Raw genomic sequence first — 24435 nt, forward strand, 5'->3', positions numbered from 1 at the left:
TAAGCAAACAACGCAAAAAAAGGGAAAGCCGCCGCAAAACAAAATCTCCATGTCACCATGAAAATGATTTTCGCGGGATGCTTTCCCTTTATTTAAACGTGATTATTATTTTTTAAGGAACAATTTGGATTTATTATATAGCAAACCTGTGCTCATTGTAAAGTATTATTTTCCATACTTGATCATGTACAGGGTAATCTCATCTCGGTTATGGAATAGCTGCTTAGCCCGCTGAATCTGCATGCCGGACTGCTCGAATGAAGCCATCACATCATGAATGAGCGCCAAAGGCTTTTTATGCATTAGCTTGACTGTTACGATAGCCGTACCACCACTCCGCAAACTATACAGTAAATCCGTTACGAGCCTTGCCATCTGCTTCGGACTCCAGCTCATATCACAAACCAGCAGGTCGAACGTGTTCTCTTTAAATTTGACTTCACTCGCATTTTTGCGCAAAAAAGTCAGATTGGCATACTTCATCAGCGAGGGCTCCATCTTAGCCGGATCAACCGCCGTTACCTTAAGTCCTCGCTCCAGTAAAAAGGAAGTCCAGCCACCCGGTGCTGCCCCAATATCCAGCCCCTGATGGAAAGCACCAAAATCAATGCCGAACGTCGCTTCTGCTTCTAAAAGCTTGAATTTGGCACGAGAGATTTGCCCCTCCTCCTTCTGAAAACGAACCGCGCCTCCGCTCCAATCTGAAAGATTGTCCTGAGGGTGTGATACGCCTGCATACCAAGTATCTGTATCCGCAAATACGGACACAATAACGTCAGCCCCTTGTACTGTTTGTTCCATAGGTAAATCGCTTAATTGTTCACTTAAAGCCTGCTTGAGCGCGCCAGCGCTTTCAGTCCAGCTACTATTAGCTCCTTTGCGCACTTGCAAAGAAACCCGTTGATCTATCAGTTCCCGGCGGTTACGGATAAATGCAACCAGTCGCTCCAGCACCTGAGCCAAGTCCGTTCCTTCCTCCTGAAAATGCACAGGGAACAAGTGCCGCAAAAACATCGGCGGCTGGCCTGTAATTGCCCCTACAGCCTCACTGGCTTCCGCAGGCAATGTAACCAAAAAAATTTCACCAGGTACAATCACTGTGCTTTTCACCGAGCCAAATAATCTTCTTAGCTCCTCTTGAGCATAGGGTGCAAAGCCATGATTGGCCGTGCAAACAAATCTTGACGATGATAGAGTGGCCCCACCCTGTTCATCTGTACGCATGTTTATTTCCTCCAAAGTAACATTAACCTCCAGTGCACACTCGAATCCAGGGACGTTCTCCATCCCAATCCAGTTCAACTGGAACTTCATACGTGTGCATTATCAATTCTTTCGTCAAAACTTCTTTTTTGGGTCCCGCTGCTGCTACCTTGCCGTCACGGATCAACGCAACATGCGTAAAGAGGGGAACAATCTCCTCAATGTGATGAGTTACGTAGACCACTGACAAATCCCGTTTACGGAGCTGATCAATCTCAACCAGCATTTTTTCCCGTTCAAATAGATCCAGCCCGGCACAAGGCTCGTCCATTATCAGCAAACGAGGCTCCGCCATCAGTGAACGAGCCAGCATAACCTTTTTACGCTCTCCTTGAGATAATGTTCCTAGTGGCTGATGCATCAGAGCGCCTAAATTCATACCCTCCAACAAAGATACGGCTTTTTCCTTTGTCTCTGCCGGAATCTCTTGATAAAAACGCAAAAAAGCATAAGCACCGGTAGCGACCACTTCCCATACCGGATCTTTTAACGCTAGCTTTTCCAACAATGTCTGGCTAATATAACCGATCTGCTTGCGAACTTCCCGCACGTCACATTGACCATATGTTTGGCCGAGCACCTCGACCGTGCCACGACTTGGAAACATGTATCCTGTCATCATTTCCAATAATGTTGTTTTACCAGAACCGTTGCGCCCCAAAATTGCCCAATGTTCGCCTTCCCGTATTTCAAGACTTACATCGTCCAAAATTTTATTTTCTTCCCGCTGCAATGTGATGTTCTTTATGGAAATCACTCCATCACGCTCCTTATCCTGTTCAGCAAATGTTCCACAGATTCCATTTTGTAGATGATTTCTGGAATTTCATTTTCGCCGTTATATACAAGAAGCGCAGGTACACTGGAAATCCGGTATTCCTGCACTAGTTCAGGAATATAGTTTATGTTGCTTTGCACCACTGCTCCTTCGGGAAGCAAATGCTCAGCTACCTCCAGCATCCGGCGGGCAGCCGCGCAGGTTCCGCACATGGGAGTGTACACAAACAAAGCGAGCTTGCATCCCTCCCATATGGCACGACGTGCCTCTTTTTGCCCTATTTCCCTCATCGTTTCGACTCTTTTCTGATCTGGCGCATACGTTCCTCGGGTACCGGGCCGTTATGTACGGTGACTCCTTCTGGCTTGTTGGCATAAAGCAGTTCATACATGACACGCCGACCCTCCGGACTGGAGGAATGCAGGTAAATTTCGGACGGATATAACTGTTTACCCGCAATGGCCGCAGCCACATCTTTTCCAGTGAGCTGACCCGGACCCAAATCATAGTCCAGCGATAGCACTGAAATCGGATATTCCTGAAGCAGTAACAGACACTCCTCCGCGTCCCTTGCCAGCTTAAAGCCCGGAGGACAAGGCCGGTAATCGTCCATAAACAAATACATCAACATCTCCTCCTTTTCCCCTAAAGTAAGCTGTATAAGCTTCAAAGATAACCATGATTTCGTCAGCCTGATTTATCCCCAGCTTTGAATCCATTGAATATCCTCCCGATGAGTCCCATCAGCTCCCGCTTCACTTTCCAGGACGACAGGAATGCCTTTTACAGACTCCTGCTCTGTCATCCAACGTATGCCCTCAAAACCGATACAGCCTTGCCCAACACGCGCATGCCTGTCTTTTTTTGATCCATACGGATATTTGGAATCGTTCAAATGAACTCCACCCAGGGCTGACCAATAGCCGAGTCGCTCGCCTTTCTCAATCAATGTCTCGTCCGTTCCGCCGTTCCACAATCCTGCTGCATACGCATGACAGGTGTCCAGACAAAAGCCGATACTGTCAGGATATTGGCACAACTGGCGAATTTGCACCATTTCCTCCAGCGTAGTTCCCATGGGTCCGTGATCCCCCGCCTGATTTTCAATCAGTATTTTGGCATTTCCCTTCCAGTCCTTCAGCACATCGTCCAGACAGCCAATGATATTTCGGTAGCCCTCCAGTGGATCAGCCGAATGCATATGCCCGAAATGAACAACAATTCCTTTCGAGCCACAGGCTTCAGCAATATCCAGATCGTTCCGCAATGAGGCAACCATCAGCTCATAAAGCTCCTGACCACGCTCACGCCCAAGAGCCGGATTCACAGGATACGGTGAATGGGCGATGGATTCAAGCTGGTGCCTTGAACAATAGGCTTTACAAGCAGCAGCATCCGTAGCACTCCATTCTTTTAATCTGAGACTGCGAGGATTTTTCGGGAAATACTGAAAAGAACGTCCCCCCTGCTCTTGTGCACGTATAGCAGCTTTGGAAAAGCCACCACGCGTACTCACGTGGGCGCCAATGAGTAATTTAGGCATCATGCTGCTGTACCGGGCAATAAAATGCTTTTTTCCCAGCCAGCTCAACCCTAACAATTTTTCCGCCACTTGGAGATTGTTCACCTTCACGGTCATATACTCGGCACTGCTGATCGAAGCCACCCGTTAATGTATCTCCCTCCATCAGAGGCATTTCCATATAACCACCTTGCGCAGTAGCTTCACGAAGTACGGATTGAGTGGCATGATACAGCTTTTCCACTTTTTCCGGTGACTGTACGATGTTTTGTACTTTGGAGCCCGGTGTAAATCCGGCGATATAAGCAATTTCATCCGAATAACAATTGCCAATACCCGAAAATATCTGTTGATTCACTAGCGTTGTCTTCAAAATTCCCCGTCGTCCCTTTAGACGTGCTGTGAACTTTTCCAACGTCATGCGATGGTCCAACGGGTCGGGTCCGAGGTCTGACAATGCCTCATCTGTTTCTTTAGCTGTCAGCAAGTGCAAGTAACCTAAGCGCAGCCCCATAAAATAAAGCTTCACACCGCTAAAATCCAATTCGATCTGAACCGTACGGTTCGGACGCTGCTCCTCCGTTCCCAGGTACAGCAATCCTCCCAGCATCAGGTGCAGCACAAGCCGCCCACCCGTGTTTAAATGAAAAATCAAATGCTTGCCTCGGCGCTCTAAATATACAACAGTCGTTCCCAGCAAATGCTTTTCAAACGTGTCCACGTCAGTATTAATGGATTTTACACGGTTAACCGTCACTCCAGTAATCGGAATGTCCAAAATTTGTTTTGACAATAACGTTCTGTAGTTTTCCATTTCAGGAAGTTCCGGCATATCAACATCTTTCCTTTCGTAGCTACATAGCTTTTAATTCTCACCATTTATCAAATGTATGTTGGTTATCATTTCAACTCTTCCTTGATCCAGTCCTGCAGTTCATCCAGATTTTCAAATATCAGGTCAGGCTCTCCCCCAATAGCACGCATATGTTCTTCCATATTCGCGCGGGTCGTTACACCTGACAGAATAAGAGCTGTTTTACAACCTGCGGCTGCACCCGCTGCAATATCAGTAAGCATATTATCGCCTACAACCAGAGCTTCATCCGCTCTAATATTCAAGCGTTCCAGCGCATAGTTCATCAACACGCTCGAAGGCTTGCCGATAACCACTGGCTTGACCTGTGAAGCCGCTTCAATCGCAGCGCCAATCGTCCCTGCTCCTGGCGTTAACCCATCATGTGAAGGCAATTGTAGATCCGGGTTAGTCAAAATAAAAGTCGCTCCCTCCCGAATCCAGCGCATGGCAGCGGTCAGTGTTTTATATGTAAATTGACGATCTATCCCCTGTACGACATAATCAGGCTGCTCCTGAACAAGCAGCAACCCGGCCTCTGTGAGCGCCTGGCGCAAGCCGGTTTCGCCAATACAATATACACGTGCTCCCGGACTTTGCTGTGCAACATATTGTGCAGCTGCCAATGCCGAAGTATATACTTCATGGCTGACTGCTTCAATTCCCATACCAACCAAATGCTCTGCTACCAATTCGGGTGTGCGTGAAGCATTGTTTGTGACATACGCATAGGGTATCTGGTCTGTGCGTAATTGGGATATAAATAGGTCCGCACCTTTGATCATCCGATCTCCATGATATAGTGTGCCATCCAGATCAATCAGTAACGATTTTATCGTAATCCCCTCCCCCACTTCAAATCAATCATCATAACGTTGTAAAGTGATATTTCAACCCATGAAGAATGTTCCCCCCACTTATTTAACCACCTTAATCATTTAGGTTATAAAATAAGTTGGCACCTCCATTTCATCTTATCTATCTTAAGTCAAAAATGCTAATGAAGTCTATAAATTGCTGGTAAACCGTCCAAAATAGTGTCATTCCTCGATAAAAGCCGTCTCTTTCACATAAAATAAGCTTACATCATCGTCGAAATCCATCGAAGTGATCACATCTTCAAAGAAATTTCCCTGTATTTCCTCACCCTCTCAAAGAAATAGAATCCTTCAAATTCGATATATAGAAAATCAAATATAACACGTCTCCATATGTGGTAGCCCAAATTCACTTCACTCCAAAAAGTGGCTGTTCTCGTCTCTTGTCGCATCCTGCGCTTTCCCGGAAAATAATTTCGGGTGAAAAACAAAGGCACCGGAGCAAGCTCCGGCACCCTACATGCATATCTACACTCCAAGCGTTAATTAGCCGATATCGGGTACTGGTAACAGCAAATGCTGCTCTGCAAGCAATGAATTGGGAAATATGCTCTTCGCTTCTTCCAGCAATGGCACAAGCTGTTCCTGATCTTTATATCGGGAACTAAAATGCGTCATAATTAACTGTCCCGCACCTGCGGCTTTTGCGGCTTCCGCTGCTTGAAGCGCTGTACTGTGATGATATTCGTACGCTGTATCCGCCAGCTCATGCAGAAATGTCGCTTCATGAACGACAACTGTTGCATCTTGAGCCAGCACTACTGTATTGGGACAAGGTCGCGTATCACCAAGAACTGTGATAATGCGCCCTCTTTTCGGTGTACCCAAAACATCCTGAGGATGAAGAATGACTCCACCCTCCCCCTCCACGCTTTCACCGCGCTTTAATTTACCGTAGATCGGACCGGGCTTGATTCCGTACCGCTCCAGCAACGCCTGGTTGAGCTTGCCTGGCTTATCCATCTCTACAATTCGATAACCATAGCTATCGATCCGATGATCCAGCAAAGCTGATTCCACCCTGAATTGCCCATCATCAAACAACATCCCGCCCGTATGCTCCACGATATGCAGCTGGTAATTGATCCGGGATTGGCTGATTCCTAAAGATAGTTCAATGTATTGCTTGAGCCCTGGTGGTCCATATACTGTCAGCGGTGCCGTGCCTCCCTGGTACGACCTACTCGACAGTAGGCCCGGTAGACCAAAAAGATGATCTCCATGCAAATGGGTGATAAATATCTTTTCAAGCCTGCTAAGTTTGAGCGGCGAACGCAGTACCTCCTGCTGAGTGCCTTCACCGCAATCGAACAACCACATGCTTCTTCGTTCTTCCAGCAAACGAAGAGCGATGGACGTTACATTCCGCTGAATCGTCGGCACCCCTGCATTCGTACCGAGAAAATAAAATTCCATAACTTAACCCTTCTTCCTACTGACCAGCAAAAAACCTCCGAAGCTCGGAGGGTCTTTGCTATCCTATCTGATAGAGGTGTTAAACCTTTTCGACGTTAAAATACTGCGCCTGAGGGTGGCTGAACACCATGGCTGATACAGAAGCCTCCGGTTCCATCATAAACCCTTCCGTCAGCTCAACGCCAATGTCCTCAGGTTTTAGCAACTGGAACAACGGTCCCTGATCCTCCAGGTCTGGACATGCTGGATAACCAAAGGATACCCGTATGCCCTGATATCTGGCCCCATGCCGCTGCTTCATCGTCATATCGGCAGGATCCGGGAAGCCCCAGCTGTCTCTGATTATATGATGAAGTCGCTCCGCCAAACCTTCAGCCACTTCGAGCGCTACCGCTTGAAGCGCATGAGAACGTAAGTAATCTCCTTGTTCCCTCCACTGGGTAGAGAGCTGCTGTATTCCATGACCGGCAGTCACAACCATAAAGCCTACATAATCCATAACTCCAGACTCTACAGACTTCAGGAAGTCGGCCAAGCACAGGTATGGCTCCACTTGCTGACGTGGAAACGTAAAGGTGTGCAATACCTTGCTCACATCAGACGGGTCATAGATCAGGATTTGATCTCCTTGCGATTGCGCCGGGAAGAAGCGATACATGGCATGTGCCTGAATAATTCCGTCTGTAACAGCTTCAAACATGATGCTATCCACCGTATCCTTGAGCTGGGTCGCCTTGGGATCGCCCTCTGTCAGCAGCTTCTCGACGTTTCCTTTCAAGCCAAGATGATGCCCCATCAGCATCTGCATATTTACATAAGGCAATATATAATTTAACGGATAGTTGCGCAGCACATGGCGATCCGTATCCGGTGGAATATAGACCGGCAAATCCTGAGCAATGTTAGAGCGCACAGCCCGAGTAAGCTTAGGGAGTTGCTTGGTTTCCACGACTGTTGCCGCTTCTGCCTCTCGTTCAGCCTCCATTTCCTCCGCCATTTTTTTTCGGGACTCAGGGTCCATCAGCTTATTGGCAATATCCAAACCATCCATAGCATCCTTCGCATACGCTACCAGACCATCATACTCAGGGCGGATACGGTTTTTAGTAAACTTACGTGTTAAAGCAGCTCCGCCAACCATGATAGGAATATCAATATTTGCATTTTTCAAATCCTGGGCGGTTAGTACCATTTGTTGGGCCGATTTAACAAGCAAGCCGGATAAGCCAATCAAATCGGCCTTTTCTTCACGGTAAGCTTCAATAATGCGTTCTGGTGGTACTTTTATACCCAGATTCACGATTTGGTAACCATTGTTGGATAGAATAATCTCCACCAAATTTTTACCAATGTCGTGTACATCACCTTTAACCGTAGCCAATAAAATCTTTCCTTTTACCGAGGATTCATTTTTCTCCATGAACGGTTCCAAATAGGCCACCGACGCTTTCATCACTTCGGCGCTTTGTAGCACCTCCGCAACAATCAATTCATTATTGTTGAATAGGCGCCCTACCTCTTCCATCCCTTTCATGAGTGGGCCGTTAATAATCTCCAGCGAGGAATACTTGGCGAGTGCCTGCTCCAGATCCGGAATCAGTCCCTCCTTGCTTCCCTCCACTACATAAGAAGCCAAGCGTTCTTCGAGCGAAAGATTGGATACCTTTTCTTTTTTCTCTACTTTCTTGTTACGGAAAGCTGCCACAAAAGCAGATAAAGTATCGTCATTCGTTCTATAAATCAGGTCTTCGGCAAGCTTCCGCTCATGCTCAGGAATCGATGCATAACGTTCAAGCTTCTCCGTGTTTACAATCGCATAGTCCAGACCTGCCTTGGTGCATTCATACAAATAGACAGAATTAAGCACTTCACGGCCCGCTTCCGGCAAACCAAAGGATACGTTACTGATGCCAAGGATGGTATGAACCCCGGGAAGGGCTTCTTTAATGATGCGAATGCCCTCAATCGTCTCCTTTGCTGAACCAATGTATTGCTCATCACCTGTGCCTACTGGAAATACGAGCGTATCAAAAATGAGGTCCTCCGCTGCCAAACCGTAACGATTCACCAGCAGATCATAAGAACGTTTGGCTACCTCCAGCTTATCCTCACGCGAAATAGCCTGGCCACGTTCATCGATCGTTCCTACTACAACAGCCGCGCCGTATTTATGAATAAGCGGGACCATTTTCTCAAATTTCTCTTCACCATCCTCCAAATTAATGGAGTTAATAATTGCCTTACCTTGCGAATATTGCAGCGCTCTATCAACGACACTGATATCTGTGGTATCGATTACCAAAGGTACTTTTACCTTGTTTACAACCAACTTCAAAAATGCTTCCATATCCGTCATTTCATCGCGATCCGGGTCCTGCACACAAATATCAATGACATGTGCCCCACTTTTTACCTGAGCACGAGCAATTTCAGATGCCTCTTCATATTTGCCTTCCACGATCAAACGCTTGAATTTGCGGGAGCCTAGAACATTTGTTCGCTCACCAACCATATATGGACGATTATCCTGCTCAATATATACAGGCTCAATGCCGGATACAGCAGGGGGATGATGACCTGCCAGCGGACGCGGCTCAAATTGTGCCATCCGTTCACTCATAACCCGAATATGCTCAGGTGTGGTACCGCAACACCCCCCTGCAATATTGAGCCAGCCTTTTTCGGCGAATGCAGCCATTTTACGTGCCAATGAATCAGGCGATTCATGGTATTGACCATTTTCGTCAGGCAAGCCGGCATTTGGATAACAGCTAATAGCTGCAGAGGACATCTCGGAAAGAGAACGAATATGATCCCGCATAAACTCTGGACCTGTAGCACAATTCAGACCAATCGATACCGGATGCAGGTGTTCAAGTGATATACAAAAGGATTCGATATTTTGCCCGGCCAACGTCGTGCCCATAGGCTCAATCGTGCCTGAAATCATTAGCGGAAGTTCAATACCCGTCTGCTCAAAAGCCTGGCGGATTCCGATGCTTCCCGCTTTGACATTAAGCGTATCCTGTGATGTCTCCAGCAGCAGTGCATCCACGCCGCCTTCAATAAGCGCCAAGGCCTGCTCCTGATAGCTCTCAACCAGCTCCACAAACGTAACACCACCCGTTACAGACAAGGTCTTCGTCGTCGGTCCCATCGCTCCTACAACAAAACGGGGCTTGTCCGCAGAGTTGAACTTATCCACCGCGTTACGTGCCAGCTTGGCCGCAGCCAGATTAATCTCTCGTGCACGTTCTGGTATATCATAATCCGCCAAAACGACGGATGTAGCTCCAAATGTGTTCGTTTCAATCAGGTCCGCCCCGGCCTCCAAGTATGCTTCATGGATACCTTGAATGACGTCAGGTCTCGTTAAGACCAGCATCTCGTTGCAGCCCTCTAGCTCTTCCCCACCAAAATCATCGGGGGAAAGGTCCTCCTGCTGAATCATGGTGCCCATGGCTCCGTCAAGAAGAAGTATTCTTTTTTGTAATGCTTCCTGCAAGCTAATTTTGTCCAAAATCTCTTCACCCCCGCAAAACGTTAAATCCTAGTTTAGCAGAAACCGTATCATTTAGATAGATTGAAGTAAAAACATACGTTTTATACAGCCTGCTCTTTGCAATAACCGCTCTTGTAAATCTATTTTATAATTTACAGCATTAAAAAGAGTACTTAAATCCGTATTTTTAGCTAGAATCATGTTCAGCATAAAATGTTGTAATCCTGTATTGTGCAACGATTCAAGACATGATATCCTTTATACAACATTAAACCAAGTGGAAAAGAGGGATAAATCCATGGCTAAGATCTTAATTCGCAATACCAATGAACGAATTAGCGGTGAAGATCAGGTTCGTGAATTCTTGGAAAGTCATGAAGTATTATATGAACATTGGGACGTATCCAAACTGTCCGGGGAACTGCAAGAAAATTTTTTACTGACAGATGAGCAAAAAGCCGCTGTTCTCAAAACCTTTGAACCTGAAATCAAGGATTTAGCTACCCGACGCGGTTATAAAATATGGGACGTTATTACCTTATCCGAAGCAACGCCGAATCTGGACGAGCTGCTAGCCAAATTTGAGCAAATTCACACTCATACCGAGGATGAAATCCGTGCGATCGTGGCTGGCAAAGGTATTTTCATCATTAAAGGTCCTGAAGAGATTGGCTATTTCAATGTAGAGCTTTCACCAGGTGACGTTATTTCCGTGCCTGAAAATATCCCTCATTTCTTCACCTTAATGGAAAATCAGAAGATCGTCGCCATCCGCTTGTTCATCGAAGAAAATGGATGGATTGCCGAACCTTTTGAAGATCCGTCATTTATTAAAGCATAACGCGAACTTAGCCTACTGTAGATAAAGCAACTCCCTCTGCTCAGAGCATACTGAGCAGAGGGAGTTTTTTAATACTCGTTTCTATGGAAAAAACTATGAATTTGTTACTTTAAAGATTGAATAATTCCGTCCAATTCAGACAAATGCTTGATTTCGAACTTTGGCTTGATCTCTGTGGTATTGGTTTTTGAATTTCGGTTCAGCCATACGGAGTGCACGCCAGCTGCCAAAGCTCCTTGAATATCAGTTGTCAGCTTGTCCCCTACCATTAAAGCATGTTCAGGCTTGATACCAAGAAGCCCTAAAGCATGCTGGAATATAGACGGATCAGGCTTACCTTTACCAAACGAACCAGAAATGACAACATGATCAAAAAAAGGAGCTAATTGAGGTACTCCATCCAATTTTTCCTGTTGTAGATCAGGGGAGCCGTTTGTCAACAATAACAACTTGTAATGTCCTTTTAAATGCTCCAGAATTTCAAATGTTTCTTCATATACATGGGGACGTGCGCGTCTTTCCGCAGCAAATTGGGTGGCCAGCTTTTGTGCCAGCTCCTCATTATCTATCCCAAGTTGTTGAAGACCTCTGCGCCATGACTCCTTGCGATAAACAGGAGCCAGCTGTTCCAACTGACGGAACTCAGGCTGCTCACCTGCCGTAAAATTCGCCCATAACCCTTCAAACGGATTAATGCCGATCATCTGAGTAAAACTAAAGGTCTCATAGGATTCATACAAAGCACGTGCTTCCTTGCGGACTGCTTCCTCCAAAGCCTTCGGGTCAACACCTGCTTCCCGGGAGCCTGTTTGGCATGCTGCGTCAAATGCCTCTTCTACACTACGTTCATCCCACAAAAGCGTATCATCAAGATCAAACATTACCGCCTGAATCGCCATCTGAATTATCCACTCTCTTTCTACGTTATATGTACGCCTGTTCTGCGTAGTTACGGCTTACAAGCATTCCGATATTATGTGCCCATATTAAGCAAGTAGCCGCAACGTGTTATATGAAATAACATCTTGCGGCCTTACATACAGAGCTACAGGTGATATCTGTTATTTCTTGTCAACCTGTACCTGATTGGATAGCGCAAACTTCTCAAGTCGCTCTGCAATGGCATCTGTGTCATAGCGACCCAGTGTTTTTGTTAAGATAAAGTTGCCGCCCTTACCTTTTCTTTCAATCGTTACGTAGCCCTTTTCTATTTTAATAGCTTTCATATCCTCTGCCGTCATGGGACGTTCTCTGCCGCCTTTCAGCATATACAGTGTGTTCTTCCCGACCTTCAAATAGGGACGACGGATGAAAAAGATAACAGCCAACATTAAGTACAAGCCGAATACAAGCCAATCCATTCCTCTCATGCCGGTCTTGGTCAGAAAGTAACTCATGAGCATGTATAATACGGCAAGGCCAGCCAACATGATAGGCACAGTAATATTACGGCCACGGAAAATGTCCATTGCAGAACCTGTACCGTTAATGGTTTGCATTCCTTGTTTTTTGCGCGTTTTGTTTAAATGCGCTGTGTTTTTGCGTACTTTTCTTTCAAATGATCGGGCCATCTCTCAATTCCCTTCCCATATATATATTGCATCAAATCGATTGCCTGAAAGCTAATCTATATAGATTAAGTCGCTTGAGCGACATTAATGCTTTAGCCCGTCATTTCCCTTCGACGTATCATCGTCCACAAATTCAATCGTTTCAAGCTGTTGCCGAAAATTACGGCGAATGTTACCTAAATAAATTTCCCGAAGATTGGCGCGCTCTGTAGTTTCTTCTTCCGTCAATCCCTCAGATTTTGCTTTGCGCGCTAATTCGTTAATGCGCTGTACCAAGCTGTCTATATCCAAATTGTGTCCCCTCCATAAATGCAAAGATATAATACACTTTGACATGTAGAAAAGAGCTTGTCAAGGTTCCCACATCATGCCCCTGACAAGCTCTAATAGTGTATAGATCAGAAGCGCGGAAGCTTAAGCACCTGACCTGCCTGCACTCCCCGATCTTCCAGTCCGTTAATCCGCACAATTCCTTCTATATATACCCGTGTATCCATTCGCTCCGGTTTATGTTTGACTGCAATCTGCCATAAGGTATCCCCAGGTTGTACCGTCAACTTAGTTACCTCCAGCTTTGAGACTGAAGGTGCTGCGAAAACTGTCAGTACGCCCGCACCTGCAATCCAAACGACAATCACTAGAATGAGAAGCTTGAGTAAGAGAGTATTGGCAATCATCTGTATAAAACCTTTCATCCCTTTCTTTTGAGTCTCCTGCATATTTTCTAAATTCATCGGAAAAATACTTTGATATGTGCTATATCTCATCATTGGCAGCGTCCTCCAAACGTTTGTTCTTATATTTTTTCACAATATAACACGAACATTTGTTTTGTTCAATAGAAAAGGGAACAAAAGTTCGTAAATATTTTTAGGGATTATTTAGAACTTATGTTTGTACGAACGGAGGTTCTATGCTATAATTTTCCCAAACGTTACTAAATGGGGTTGATACGGTATGTCTAAGATTTCGAGCCGCCAGCAGGCCATTCTTGAATTTATCCGCAATGAAGTGCGTCTAAAGGGCTATCCCCCTTCTGTACGCGAAATAGGCGAGGCTGTCGGATTGGCCTCCAGCTCTACGGTTCACGGTCATTTGGATCGTTTAGAGAAAAAAGGACTCATCCGCCGCGATCCAACGAAACCACGAGCCATTGAGTTACTAGGTCAAGACGAGGCGGATAATAGCAACTTGATTAATTACTCCATTAGTCGTGTCCCCGTTGTTGGCAAAGTAACTGCCGGTCTTCCTATTACAGCGACAGAAAATATTGAAGATTACTTTCCTCTTCCCCAACATTTCGTTGGTGAGGATAAAATATTCATGTTATCTGTTGTAGGCGAAAGTATGATTGAAGCAGGTATTGCTAATGGTGACTATGTAATTGTACGTCAGCAACAGACTGCCGATAACGGTGACATTGTTGTAGCCATGACAGATGAAGATGAAGCAACGGTTAAAACCTTCTACAAAGAAAAAGACCATATCCGGCTTCAACCGGAAAATCCAGCCTTTGAACCACTTCGCCTGACACACGTCAGTATTTTGGGCAAGGTTGTAGGACTCTTCCGGGACTTCCACTGATTTTTCGTTTTTTTCTTCCACGTCATTCTATCCACTAACTCAAAACCGGCTGCCTAGGGCAAGCCGGTTTTGTATTGGTTTTATGTTCATTCATATAAATAACAACTATTCTTTTCTTTTTCCGCATGCTATAGCTTAAACCATTTTATCTGCTATAAAATCCTCCCTCTTTCAAAGGATTCTCCACCCATTTTACATCTATAAGTTTTTTCATAAAATCTTAGAATCATAGGTATTAGCTTCTTTTTGCTTTTAATAGATTTATGCTTATACATTACTAGCACAATTGACATATGTATAAAGCAGACCTAAGCAAAGGAGTTGTGCAGATGATCAGAAATAGAGTCAAAACGTATACGCATCGCATCGGCAAAAACAAATATCTGGTCGTTAAAGTATTTCAGGCCGCGGCTGCTAAAACAGGAAGCGGAAATGCACTAGCAACCAATGCATTGAATATCAAAATTTCCAAGCGTAAGCATAAACACCACTAAGACTTAACGATACCTTCATTTCTTTGAAGGGAGGTGATATGATGAGCAGAAGAGATTTTAGACGCGATTTGAGAAGAAGAAGATTAAACATCCGGTCTAATCAAAGAGCCATTGCGCGTGCAAGAGGTAACGCATTGGCAGTTAATCTGTTTAACGTAAATGATAGACAACGCAGACGCTAATAGTCATTGGTCAGAAAAAAGCGGGAAGGGATTCTTCCTGCTTTTTTCTGTCACCCTCTCCACCTTGCCACAGACTCCTCACGCTACTATTCACATAAATCGTGCTTGCTCAAAAAAAATCCCTCAACGCTCAGCGCGCCAAGAGATTCCTTGGTATAGTATCATATTATCGCGTTCCCATTGATGTACTTGGATTCTGTAAAGATCCCTATCCTCGAACAAGTAATAGGGATCTAGTCACTTCTTTTCGGTTCCAAAATGTTATCTTATCCCTTCTTTTTCAGAGCGAGCGGCAGTGGCTTAGAACCGATAAAACTTTTCCGCTTCTTGGAAGTCTTTACTGCACTCTTGTTCAGAGTGTTTGATAAAATTCTCGCCAATTTATGATTCATTTTTCTCACCCCCCTTCCAGTAATTCCAAATAGGAAGAATAGTTAAAGCCTGAATAAAAAAAGAAAGAGTTACAAGTGGTGAAAGAAAGAGCAAACCAAGCAAGAAAGAAAGTAATGCATATATCTTTGTCTTATTTCGATTCACTTGCACATTAAGTTCATCAAAATCTCTTGGGGCATAGCATAAAAAGCTAATGAAAGTAACTATGTTTAAAATTATGAATTGTATTTGATTTAAGGAAATTGTAGGAATTACGGCGAATAAAGAAGAAGATACAATTGCACATAAAGTTAATGACTTTAGGTGAACCCCTCCTGAGAATTTTCTGGCTACTGCAAAAGATAGCATTGCAATAAGTGATTCTCCAAGATGACCTAGCAACCACCCCCACAAAATAGTCAATACAAGTATTGCTACCACATTTATTCGATTACTCAACTCATACTCTAATACCTCAACAGTTCCCGGACCATGAGGATCAGCGTTCTTTATTTCCGTAGCGATATAATTCGATAGCTTCTCTAACATCCTCGTAGTCACCCCTGTCCGACAAAAAGTAGGAGATTCCGAATGTCAACAAAGATAAAAATATACACATAAGTGGATTCCTATCGTATAGCATAACTACCATAAGAATTATAGTAATAAAAGAGAGAATCGACCCCGAGAGTAACATTTTGTTTGTTTTAGTTCCATAGTTTTCTTGTAACTTAAAATCATGAGGCGGATATGAGATAAATGAGAATCCACCTTTGTAAATTTTCAATAGACCGGCAATCAAATAAGCCGAAAGGATTGAGATAATTTGAATGACATACACCGATCCGCCAGTATTTTCATTAAGAACATTGTGGTCGATATTAAAAACTAAATTTAGAAGATAAAATAATATAAGTTGAATAGTAATGTAAGCAGAAATACCCGTGCCAGAAATAAATGCTCCCGAGTGTAATTTTAAGCGGATCCCGAATCTCAAAAACAGAAAAAAGAATACATACTGAAGCGGTAAATCTAACTTAGGTGTTTGCAATACAACTCTTATCACATACGAAATTATTGATATACAAACAACAAATAATAGTATTCTATACTTATATTTTAGAAGCGGCATTCTATACAATTTCAAAATTAGAACCAGCATCGCTAAAGCATCGAATATGCCGAGTAAAATATATAATAAAGCAGATAACAAAAGGTACACCATCCTCGCGTTCGTTCTGTTGTTATTGTATATTTTACTAATAGATGTGGCAATGAAATAACCTAGTAAACTGGTAATTTTTGTACTTGTGTAAGGTAAATTTTTTTTATTTACAAAAAACCGCATTTTAGTAATACTGAAAGTGTATTTTTTGGGAGAAAACAACAATAAATACTTCAAATAAAGATGATGAATAATATCTCAGCAAGGATTACAAAGAAGCGAAGTTTTACATTGTAAATGAGCAGAAAACACACTTATAGGGTTTACGATGAAAAAGGTAACGGCTTATCTAGCATGTGTAGAGGATTTTATCGAATACTTCAAAAAATGCTATAGAAATAACTGAACAAAAAAGCTCTGGTGCCCTATATAGATTAGCAGAGCCTTTTCAATTTTAGCATATTCACTTACCCAAATGTAAAGATATGGTCATAGAACATATAATCCTTTCGGTTGCTGAATGGGCCTATATTATTGCTGAGATCTTATTGTCACTAGATGCAACGGTGCTTCCGTACGTGTGAGGTTAGACATAATCAGATTGGAATATTTTTAAAATATTTATGCTTATCAATATAGAAACGGTACATCCTGTAGGCCAGTTACCTTATTAGTCGTCAGCAATAAAAGGCTCGCTTTGAATTAAGTAAATATTCGGTAACTCATCTCAGCTATTAGCCAGTATAGTACTTATTTATAATTAACATCAAATAACTCCGGAAAAAAATCCGGGGTTTTAATAATCCATAAAGTATTCCTTCGTATCACACGGTCTCTTGCGTCCAGTTAATCATACCCCACTTAATTTAACAATTCTTCTGGTGGCTCTGGACTGTGAATCCATGTTAGACTTGCTGTACTCACAGAAGCAACTGCTAGCGAAGTTAGTAGAACTGCGGCATTATAATACATACCAATTTTCAATTTACTTAACTTATTTTTTTTCATTTTTCACACCTCCTCCTATTAGTGTTAAGCTTTGAGCAAAAAAACTAGCAGCCACCACTGGAAAAGCCATCCACAAATTAAGTGCAACCAAAGTAACTCCAATACATTTTAGCAAAGGGTAATACCGTTTTGGTATACGAGTTCTTCCCTCTATACGAGACGGCGCATAAAATAAGACTAGTATAATACTTAATATCGACGTAACAACGATCCAATTATAATTAAAATTCGCGAAAGATAAGGCGGTAAGTAAACTTGTAGACACAACGATACACACCGCACTACTCTTTAAATGTATTCCTCCTAACAGTTTCCTGCACTCTTCCTGTAAAAAAAGAAATACCAATAGTTAAAAAAATGATAGAGGCTGTATTAATCACCACTGCTATTCCATATTTTAAAACATTTATAGAGGATGGATGATCCGGGACAACAGTTTTTATATGTGTTGCAATATCAAGAGCGATGGAGTCAAGGCTTTTTATAATAATCACGCTCCGTTTTAAACGCATAATATAAAAACATAGCAGATGCTAGTGCTATAAATAAAATACTCAGTAAGAAATCGTTGAAGTAAAACATAAATGTACAAGCTGCTAGCAGACCAATTATTAAGACAACCACAAGTGTATGCTCCCACCTAAAGCGCAGGTTTTCATAATTAGCTTTAAATCCTATTTTAAATTTATATAGAAACCACGAAACAGCTAACACCCATGCACTGGTTACTGCTTGCGCCAACGAGCCCTCCGCTGAGCTCTGCATTTCTGTTGTTAATGTGCCAAAGAGCATCACTATAATTACTGCCTGGAATAACGTATACAAAAACGTACCTGTCATGGATATAATAGCTGCCCAAATAATTGGCATCCTTACAACAGTAGTAATCAATAATGTGAACAATATAATGTTTATGGTCGGGGCAAAAAAAGACAACGATATCTCTTCTCTCAACACTAGACTCTGCAAATTCATGATCAGGCCAATAAACAAGGCAGGCCAGACATAATCTAAAGCTCGGATTCTAAAAACAGTGAGCATTAATACAAATGCCGCAAATGTTTCGACACTAGAAAATAGCAAGAACCTAATAGGCTCCCACATAACACATATCCCCTTCATAATAATTGGTAACAAACACACTTTTAATACTACATTTGTTATCAATGCGTGACAATCCAAATATTATTTATATCTGGGATAAATTGTTTGTCTGTTAGATGATTTTTTTGCTTGCCGATATAATATCCCTTATTTAACCCTGCTTTACCTCTTGTCTAGTGATCAAAAATTAGCAAAGGAAAGAAAACTCGAGGAATCAGCATTAGAATAAACAGGTAAAAATATCTCGTCATAAAATTCTAACTATAAAATGATTTTGAAATGTAGAATAATAACGAAAAAAACTCTATCGACCACTTAAGGTTAGCAGAGCTTTTATTTATCATTTTATAATAGCTTCAACGATTATTCTTGGTTAAGACATTCGATTTATTTAATGATCTCATCAGAGAGTGGTTCATTCATTAGTATTTTAATAGTTTCTTTATTTGCCCCTTTTCCCTTCAAAAAAGAAAGCAGTAAGTCCGCCTTCTCCTTTCTATTCATTAGTGCATATGCAACATACCATACTTCAGGACTAGCAACTTGAATGCCATTCCATTCAGAAACTGAAATAGATGGCATTCTGCAAAGACCTTTGTTGGTATGTATCGCCAACCTACCTATTATTTCAACTTTGGGATTTTTATTATGCACTAATAGCTTATACTCAGTACCATAAGGGTAATCCCCACTTATTGTTTCTTCTACTTCGTAGTTCTGCAAGGCATTCATAACACTATCTTTAGTTGCTTCAGTCATTACGTCCCAGTCAGAAACCGAGGTTGTTAACCCCAAACTATATAATAAGCCACTTCCACCTAAAGCATAACTAATGCCAAATTGCTCAAATTTTTCAGTCACAACATATAAATTTTTAACATTTGGCTTCATTGGTGCGTACTCCCCCTAAATAGAAAACTACCCCACTAAAGTATGCTATCTTGTGCTTCCGATGCTTTCGAATGGCACAATAGTGTTTCCGTATGTGTTGTTAAAAGTGTACAACGGTTTGGGTGATTTTGTAAAATCTTATATGTATGGTTCATGACGATCACCCTGGTTGTTCATTCCTGCTCAACACAAAAAATCCTTCTATAATTATTTATAACATTCCGTAGTTCATTAAAAATAAGAATACCCGACACATACAGATAGAATACAAAGCTCATGAAGCATAGAGTCTATTACACCTTCTGCTAATGTGAATACGTTGCTACTGTTAATACAGCCAATCTTAAAGACGCTGGAACAGATTCAAATATTTCTATAACTCTGTATGGTGCTAATGGAGATTATGCTACCGCTACACTCAACGGAAGCTTTGAATAAGGAAATTCTGATACAACAAGAATTAGCACCAGCAACCTTGGCGACATCAGAAAAATTACTATTAGAACTGACGGGTCTAGATATAAACCAGGTTGAAAAATCGCTAATATCAAAATAACTGGGATCGGAAAACTTTCTCTTTAGCAGGTCCTAATCGTTGGCTTGGTGATGGCGGTTCTGCAGATCCCGAAACGCTTTTCCATCATAAAAACAAGTACTTGTAACAATTCAAACAAAAGACTCAGTCAATATTTGATGGAGTATTTTGTTTGAATTGTTAAATTAATCCTTCAATGTCCGTCTTCCTAAACGCAAAAAACACCCACCGGCATAGCCAGTAGGGTGTCACCCATTTCGGGTCGGTTGCTGATCTCTTTGTTAATATGGAAGATGGGATATGCACCGTGAAAAAGCCATGTTTAATAGCTCCTGATTGTAAACCAAATACTTACTGTTTTGGCTCAGCACCCAGTTTGCAAACCCTGCAGCTTTAACGTAACTATTATAATCGTAGGGATTAATTTTAAACTCAAGAATATCCAGCATAATCTGATTCTCTTCATCTGACAATTCCAAGCCCATCTGGCTAAACTGTCTTTGTCGAATTCTCCGAGCGGTGGCGTCCTGTATTGCTTTATGCTGATTGGACACTTGTCCATTATGTTGACGATAATACAATAAGTTTATGGGGAGGTTCGCCATTTGTACCTGAGAAGCTAATCGGTTCCACAGCTCATAGTCTTCGGCATGGGGATAATTACTATCATATTGAATGCCTAGCCGATGGATCATGCTATTACGTATTATTATAGCAGGATGGCACATACAACAATGAAATAACAACCATGTTTTAATTTCGTCATGACTGGCCGGATTCACCTTCATTACTCCTCCACTAGAAGTAGTAAAAGCAGCACCGCATACATCAATTAACGGATTTTGATCCATAAATGATATTTGAACGTCCAGTCGATCTGGCGTAGAAATATCATCGCTATCCATACGAAGGATGTATTCGCCAGTTGCCTTATTTAATCCTTCGTTTAAAGTAGCTATCACCCCTTGATTAGTACAATGGAAGATTTTAATCACCCTGGGGTCTGATATTTGTGAAATAAGAAAGTCAGAACCATCTGTCGAGCCATCATCAATAATAATTAACTCAAAATCCGAATAGGTTTGAACTAAAATACTGTGTATTGCGTCCAAAACAAAAGCCGCATTATTATAAACTGGCAGTATAACTGAAGCTCGTGGCACAAAAAATCTCCCCCATTCTACATTTTTAAAACATATATATTAGATTACGCAAAACGAACTTTCCTATTTTTTTAATACTGTTCTTCTTCATGTTCTAAGTGTATGTATTGGAATACATTTCGACACGGCTCCTCGGTAAAAAAGGTCCTACTAAAAAGACTTGTAGAACCGACAATGAAATTTCCACTTTTGTTTGTCAAGCATTTCAGATTGGTTAAAAAAAGGGACTTTCTTTGGTTATTGCAACACAAATAACCTTTAGATCTACTATCCTCAAAACAAAAATCCCTCAACGCTTAGAGCGTCAAGGGATTTCACATTTTAATACAGCGTCAGATATTGATCATGTTCCCATTGGTGAATCTGTGTTCTGTTTATGCACGACTATGTCATTCATTAATATAATGCATACGGAGTACTCAACCGGAACGTATGTTCTTATTATATCATTGCTTTTCACGTATCGGGGGACGCATTGTATAAGAGGTTGTTACATCCTCCAACTCCTCCCTCCTTATACATTACAAACAGGACATGGTTATGTGGAAAAATTCGTGATAATATCTATATCAGAGTAAGTAGATACGAATTAATTGTTTGGAGGGATAAATTTGACTAGGATTTACCAAAAACTAACAGATTTAATTGGGAACACTCCTTTGTTAGCACTGTTGAACTACAGCCAAATCCAAAATATTGAGGCAAACGTGGTAGCCAAATTGGAGTACTTTAATCCGGCTGGTAGTGTTAAGGACCGTATTGGATATGCTTTGATAAAAGACGCCGAGGAGAAAGGCTTAATCAATAAAGACTCCGTTATTATTGAGCCGACCAGTGGCAATACCGGGATCGGACTTGCATTCGTAGCCGCGGCTCTTGGATATAAACTTATAATTACACTTCCTGAAACGTTTAGTATCGAACGTCGCAAGCTTTTGACTGCCTATGGTGCTGAGCTTGTGTTAACGCCGGGCGCCGAGGGAATGAGAGGCGCTATCAAGCGTGCTGAACTCTTGGCTGCCCAAACGCCAAACTCTTTCATACCACAGCAATTCAACAATCCTGCCAATCCAGAAATTCACCGTAAAACTACGGCGGAGGAAATCTGGCAGGATACAGACGGCAGTGTAGATATTTTTATCGCGGGTGTAGGCACAGGTGGAACTATTTCAGGGGTTGGCCAAGTATTAAAGGAACGCAACCCTTCTGTAAAAGTGATAGCTGTTGAACCGTTCGATTCACCAGTGCTTTCTGGCGGTACTCCAGGTTCACATCGACTCCAGGGACTCGGTGCCGGTTTCATTCCAGATAACTTTAATGAAGAATATGTGGATGAAATTTTCAAAGTTAAAAACGAAGATGCGTTTGATACTGCGCGCCTGCTTGCCAAAACAGAAGGGCTGCTTGTTGGCATTTCTTCTGGGGCTGCGGTTTATGCAGCAACACAAATTGCGAAGCTTCCGGAAAACAAAGGTAAGACAATCGTGGTCGTATTACCTGATACAGGCGAGCGTTACTTGTCCACTCCGCTTTTCTCAGAAGTAGAATTATAACACGCCAAAGGCAGGGATTCCCCTGCCTATTTTGTTAATTATCCAGCATCGACAAGCTGGAACCCCATAGAATTATTTCATTAACCTAATCTGAATTGTTCTTTTCTTCGCCAGCGGTCCATTTTTGCGCAAAAAATGGACCGCTGGCGAAGAAAGAGTAGGTACTTTGGCCTTGGCTTTAAAGGCCTCACTTTCCTGAAACGCGGCCTGTGCCAGATGCTCCTGACTTTTTATGCTGACTGAATAGGTCTTGCTTTTCCCGCCTTCCTTGTAACAACCTTCCCGGAGCGGGCAGCGTTTGCATTTCTCGACGTCAAAATAATAGGTGTCGGTCTGGTTTTCCCCTTGGCCTTTCTTTCCTTGCCTCGCCCGGCGCGTTGCCAGATGCCCAGCCTTACACACGTACAGGCCCGCATCCTTGTTAAACTCAAACTCGTCCTCTTTCTTCCGGTTGCCTTGGGTAAACAATGGATTTAAATTCGACACGAGTTCAATCTCATTTCGTTCGATGTACGCCAGATTGTCTTTTTCCGAGTAAGCGGTATCCCCAATGACGGTCTCCACTTTCATGCCTGCGGCTTTGCTTTTTTCAATCAGGACGTGAAGCTGCTTGCCATCGGGTTGTTCGCCGGTGGTGATCGTAGCGGCTGTAATGATCCGCTCATCACTCATCGCAATATGAGTCTTGTACCCGAAAAAAGAGGAGTCTGTACTTTTGTGACCCACTTTGGCATCGGGGTCCGCAGAAGTTTGAAGATGCTCCAGGTCATCGGCAATGGTTTCTTTCAGCAGGTTTAACTGTTCAGACACTTTGGGCAGTAAGGCAAAACGCTCATCCCGTTCAATCGCGGCGACAAGCTCCTCACAATAGCGGATTTCATCCTCAATCCCATTCGTGACCGGTTTGGTTGGAAAAGCGTTCTTCAAGGATTCATCCAGCGTGTATATGGTTTTCTCAGTTTTTTGGAACGTTCCCGGAGCACCTCTTGCGGTGTCCTTTGAGTATAGCGAGCTTTGGTATGGGGAGCATCGACAATAATGGTTTTGCTGCGAATAATTACCTTCGGTTTTTCCAATCAGCAGATCGAGCAGCTTCATATCCTTGAGCCGCAATTTGCGGAACTTGGTCAACAGGCTGGGCTCGATGACCTCTTCCTCTGGAGCCATATGTAGAAAAAACTTGAAGGCCAAATCCGTTTTCGAGCGTTCGACCAGATCGACGTCAGACAAATCGAAGATGGATTTGAGTAACAAATATTTAAACATCCAAATCGGATCTACCGCTGTGCGTCCGTTATCGTGACAGTAGCTTTCGTTTAGCTCCTGGTAGACAAAGCTAAAGTCCACCAACTCGTCCATTTTCCGTAATAGGTGGTCCTTGGGAATCAACAGATTGTATAGTTCAACATATGGACTTAAGATCATGCTTTGCTGCTGTTGGAAGCACCGGTACCACCATCCTTTATTTGGATACGTTTAGTATAACGAAAAAACGAGACAATCGCCTCAAAAAATGAGGAACTGTCTCGCTTTTGGGTTTAAGGACTTTTTCAGTGGCCCCGTTACCTGGGGGCCTTTTTTATGTACTTTGCAGAAATAATATCCTCCAACTTGATCCAACTAAAATCATCCTCGCCACGAAACAGTTTTACTTCCCTGCGACCAGTATTTGTAGACGTGATTACACCTGTGAGTTCTTCGTCATCGAACGGGCTAAAAACCACCAGTGTTACAGGTTGACGTGTGTTGTAGGACCCTAT

25 protein-coding genes and 1 pseudogene are annotated in these 24435 nt (G+C 42.8%); 4 read left to right on the forward strand and 22 right to left on the reverse strand.

Annotated elements, in window-relative coordinates; genetic code table 11:
* Positions 1–165: 165 nt before the first annotated feature.
* From LCF57_RS25335 to metH, 10 genes are all read right to left on the reverse strand, one after another.
* The gene (locus LCF57_RS25335; protein WP_226003135.1) at positions 166–1224 is read right to left on the reverse strand and encodes an SAM-dependent methyltransferase; all 1059 of its coding nucleotides are present in this window, start codon (positions 1222–1224) and stop codon (positions 166–168) included.
* Between the two features lie 22 nt (positions 1225–1246).
* Positions 1247–2020, reverse strand: a complete 774-nt coding sequence (locus LCF57_RS25340; RefSeq protein WP_226003136.1) for an ABC transporter ATP-binding protein — start codon at positions 2018–2020, stop codon at positions 1247–1249.
* Entirely contained in the window at positions 2017–2331 is a 315-nt protein-coding gene (locus LCF57_RS25345) for a thioredoxin family protein (protein ID WP_025716087.1), read from the reverse strand. Before LCF57_RS25345 ends, LCF57_RS25340 begins: the two co-directional genes overlap by 4 nt.
* Positions 2328–2666, reverse strand: a complete 339-nt coding sequence (locus LCF57_RS25350; RefSeq protein ID WP_025716086.1) for a cyclic-phosphate processing receiver domain-containing protein — start codon at positions 2664–2666, stop codon at positions 2328–2330. The genes LCF57_RS25345 and LCF57_RS25350 overlap by 4 nt, the downstream gene beginning before the upstream one ends.
* Entirely contained in the window at positions 2620–2760 is a 141-nt protein-coding gene (locus LCF57_RS25355; RefSeq protein ID WP_226003137.1) for a hypothetical protein, read from the reverse strand. The genes LCF57_RS25350 and LCF57_RS25355 overlap by 47 nt, the downstream gene beginning before the upstream one ends.
* Positions 2739–3587 carry a deoxyribonuclease IV gene (locus LCF57_RS25360; protein ID WP_226003187.1) on the reverse strand — a complete coding sequence of 283 codons (849 nt, stop codon included), beginning with the start codon at positions 3585–3587 and terminating at the stop codon, positions 2739–2741. Before LCF57_RS25360 ends, LCF57_RS25355 begins: the two co-directional genes overlap by 22 nt.
* Positions 3577–4395: an Fpg/Nei family DNA glycosylase gene (locus LCF57_RS25365; RefSeq protein WP_025716084.1), complete on the reverse strand. Its 819-nt coding sequence runs from the start codon at positions 4393–4395 to the stop codon at positions 3577–3579. The genes LCF57_RS25360 and LCF57_RS25365 overlap by 11 nt, the downstream gene beginning before the upstream one ends.
* Positions 4396–4463: 68 nt before the next feature.
* On the reverse strand, positions 4464–5270 hold the full coding sequence (locus LCF57_RS25370; protein ID WP_226003138.1) for a TIGR01457 family HAD-type hydrolase: 807 nt from the start codon (positions 5268–5270) through the stop codon (positions 4464–4466).
* A gap of 510 nt (positions 5271–5780) precedes the next feature.
* Positions 5781–6710: a ribonuclease Z gene (gene rnz, locus LCF57_RS25375; RefSeq protein ID WP_226003139.1), complete on the reverse strand. Its 930-nt coding sequence runs from the start codon at positions 6708–6710 to the stop codon at positions 5781–5783.
* A gap of 79 nt (positions 6711–6789) precedes the next feature.
* Positions 6790–10230, reverse strand: coding sequence for a methionine synthase (gene metH / locus LCF57_RS25380; RefSeq protein WP_226003140.1), 3441 nt, complete (start codon positions 10228–10230; stop codon positions 6790–6792).
* A gap of 280 nt (positions 10231–10510) precedes the next feature.
* Here metH and LCF57_RS25385 point away from each other — a divergent pair, with 280 nt between their 5' ends.
* Positions 10511–11053, forward strand: coding sequence for a 1,2-dihydroxy-3-keto-5-methylthiopentene dioxygenase (locus LCF57_RS25385; RefSeq protein WP_226003141.1), 543 nt, complete (start codon positions 10511–10513; stop codon positions 11051–11053).
* A gap of 104 nt (positions 11054–11157) precedes the next feature.
* Here LCF57_RS25385 and LCF57_RS25390 read toward each other — a convergent pair whose 3' ends face one another.
* From LCF57_RS25390 to LCF57_RS25405, 4 genes are all read right to left on the reverse strand, one after another.
* Positions 11158–11952: an HAD family hydrolase gene (locus tag LCF57_RS25390; RefSeq protein ID WP_226003142.1), complete on the reverse strand. Its 795-nt coding sequence runs from the start codon at positions 11950–11952 to the stop codon at positions 11158–11160.
* A 162-nt stretch (positions 11953–12114) separates the two neighbouring features.
* A complete protein-coding gene (locus LCF57_RS25395; protein WP_318840802.1) occupies positions 12115–12624 on the reverse strand; it encodes a hypothetical protein in 510 nt (169 codons plus the stop codon).
* 84 nt (positions 12625–12708) lie between these two features.
* Positions 12709–12915 (reverse strand): DUF896 domain-containing protein, encoded by a 207-nt coding sequence (locus LCF57_RS25400; protein WP_029517413.1) that lies wholly within the window; start codon positions 12913–12915, stop codon positions 12709–12711.
* Positions 12916–13022: 107 nt separating this feature from the next.
* A complete protein-coding gene (locus LCF57_RS25405) occupies positions 13023–13391 on the reverse strand; it encodes a LysM peptidoglycan-binding domain-containing protein (RefSeq protein WP_226003188.1) in 369 nt (122 codons plus the stop codon).
* Positions 13392–13581: 190 nt separating this feature from the next.
* Between LCF57_RS25405 and lexA the strand changes: the two genes are divergently transcribed.
* Both lexA and LCF57_RS25415 read left to right on the forward strand, forming a co-directional pair.
* Positions 13582–14208: a transcriptional repressor LexA gene (gene lexA / locus LCF57_RS25410; RefSeq protein ID WP_025716075.1), complete on the forward strand. Its 627-nt coding sequence runs from the start codon at positions 13582–13584 to the stop codon at positions 14206–14208.
* Between the two features lie 329 nt (positions 14209–14537).
* On the forward strand, positions 14538–14702 hold the full coding sequence (locus LCF57_RS25415) for a hypothetical protein (protein ID WP_226003144.1): 165 nt from the start codon (positions 14538–14540) through the stop codon (positions 14700–14702).
* A 563-nt stretch (positions 14703–15265) separates the two neighbouring features.
* Here the strand turns inward: LCF57_RS25415 and LCF57_RS25420 are convergent.
* The 6 genes from LCF57_RS25420 to LCF57_RS25450 all read right to left on the reverse strand — a co-directional run bounded on the left by LCF57_RS25420 (position 15266) and on the right by LCF57_RS25450 (position 21122).
* Positions 15266–15805 carry an accessory gene regulator ArgB-like protein gene (locus tag LCF57_RS25420; RefSeq protein WP_226003145.1) on the reverse strand — a complete coding sequence of 180 codons (540 nt, stop codon included), beginning with the start codon at positions 15803–15805 and terminating at the stop codon, positions 15266–15268.
* A gap of 1477 nt (positions 15806–17282) precedes the next feature.
* Positions 17283–17429, reverse strand: a complete 147-nt coding sequence (locus tag LCF57_RS25425; RefSeq protein ID WP_226003146.1) for a cyclic lactone autoinducer peptide — start codon at positions 17427–17429, stop codon at positions 17283–17285.
* Positions 17416–17775 (reverse strand): accessory gene regulator B family protein, encoded by a 360-nt coding sequence (locus LCF57_RS25430; RefSeq protein WP_226003147.1) that lies wholly within the window; start codon positions 17773–17775, stop codon positions 17416–17418. The genes LCF57_RS25425 and LCF57_RS25430 overlap by 14 nt, the downstream gene beginning before the upstream one ends.
* A gap of 125 nt (positions 17776–17900) precedes the next feature.
* Positions 17901–18533 (reverse strand): hypothetical protein, encoded by a 633-nt coding sequence (locus tag LCF57_RS25435; RefSeq protein WP_226003148.1) that lies wholly within the window; start codon positions 18531–18533, stop codon positions 17901–17903.
* 387 nt (positions 18534–18920) lie between these two features.
* Positions 18921–19424, reverse strand: a complete 504-nt coding sequence (locus tag LCF57_RS25440) for a hypothetical protein (protein ID WP_226003149.1) — start codon at positions 19422–19424, stop codon at positions 18921–18923.
* Positions 19425–20240: 816 nt separating this feature from the next.
* Entirely contained in the window at positions 20241–21122 is an 882-nt protein-coding gene (locus tag LCF57_RS25450) for a glycosyltransferase family 2 protein (protein WP_226003150.1), read from the reverse strand.
* Positions 21123–21733: 611 nt separating this feature from the next.
* Here LCF57_RS25450 and cysK point away from each other — a divergent pair.
* Positions 21734–22675, forward strand: a complete 942-nt coding sequence (gene cysK / locus LCF57_RS25455; protein ID WP_226003151.1) for a cysteine synthase A — start codon at positions 21734–21736, stop codon at positions 22673–22675.
* A 165-nt stretch (positions 22676–22840) separates the two neighbouring features.
* Here cysK and LCF57_RS25460 read toward each other — a convergent pair.
* Positions 22841–24100 (reverse strand): annotated as a pseudogene (locus LCF57_RS25460) (IS1182 family transposase); the annotation flags it as partial.
* A 137-nt stretch (positions 24101–24237) separates the two neighbouring features.
* Positions 24238–24399, reverse strand: coding sequence for a hypothetical protein (locus LCF57_RS28395; RefSeq protein WP_413232231.1), 162 nt, complete (start codon positions 24397–24399; stop codon positions 24238–24240).
* Positions 24400–24435 lie beyond the last annotated feature (36 nt).

Source organism: Paenibacillus sp. BJ-4, from assembly GCF_020404765.1.
GTDB lineage: Bacteria > Bacillota > Bacilli > Paenibacillales > Paenibacillaceae > Paenibacillus.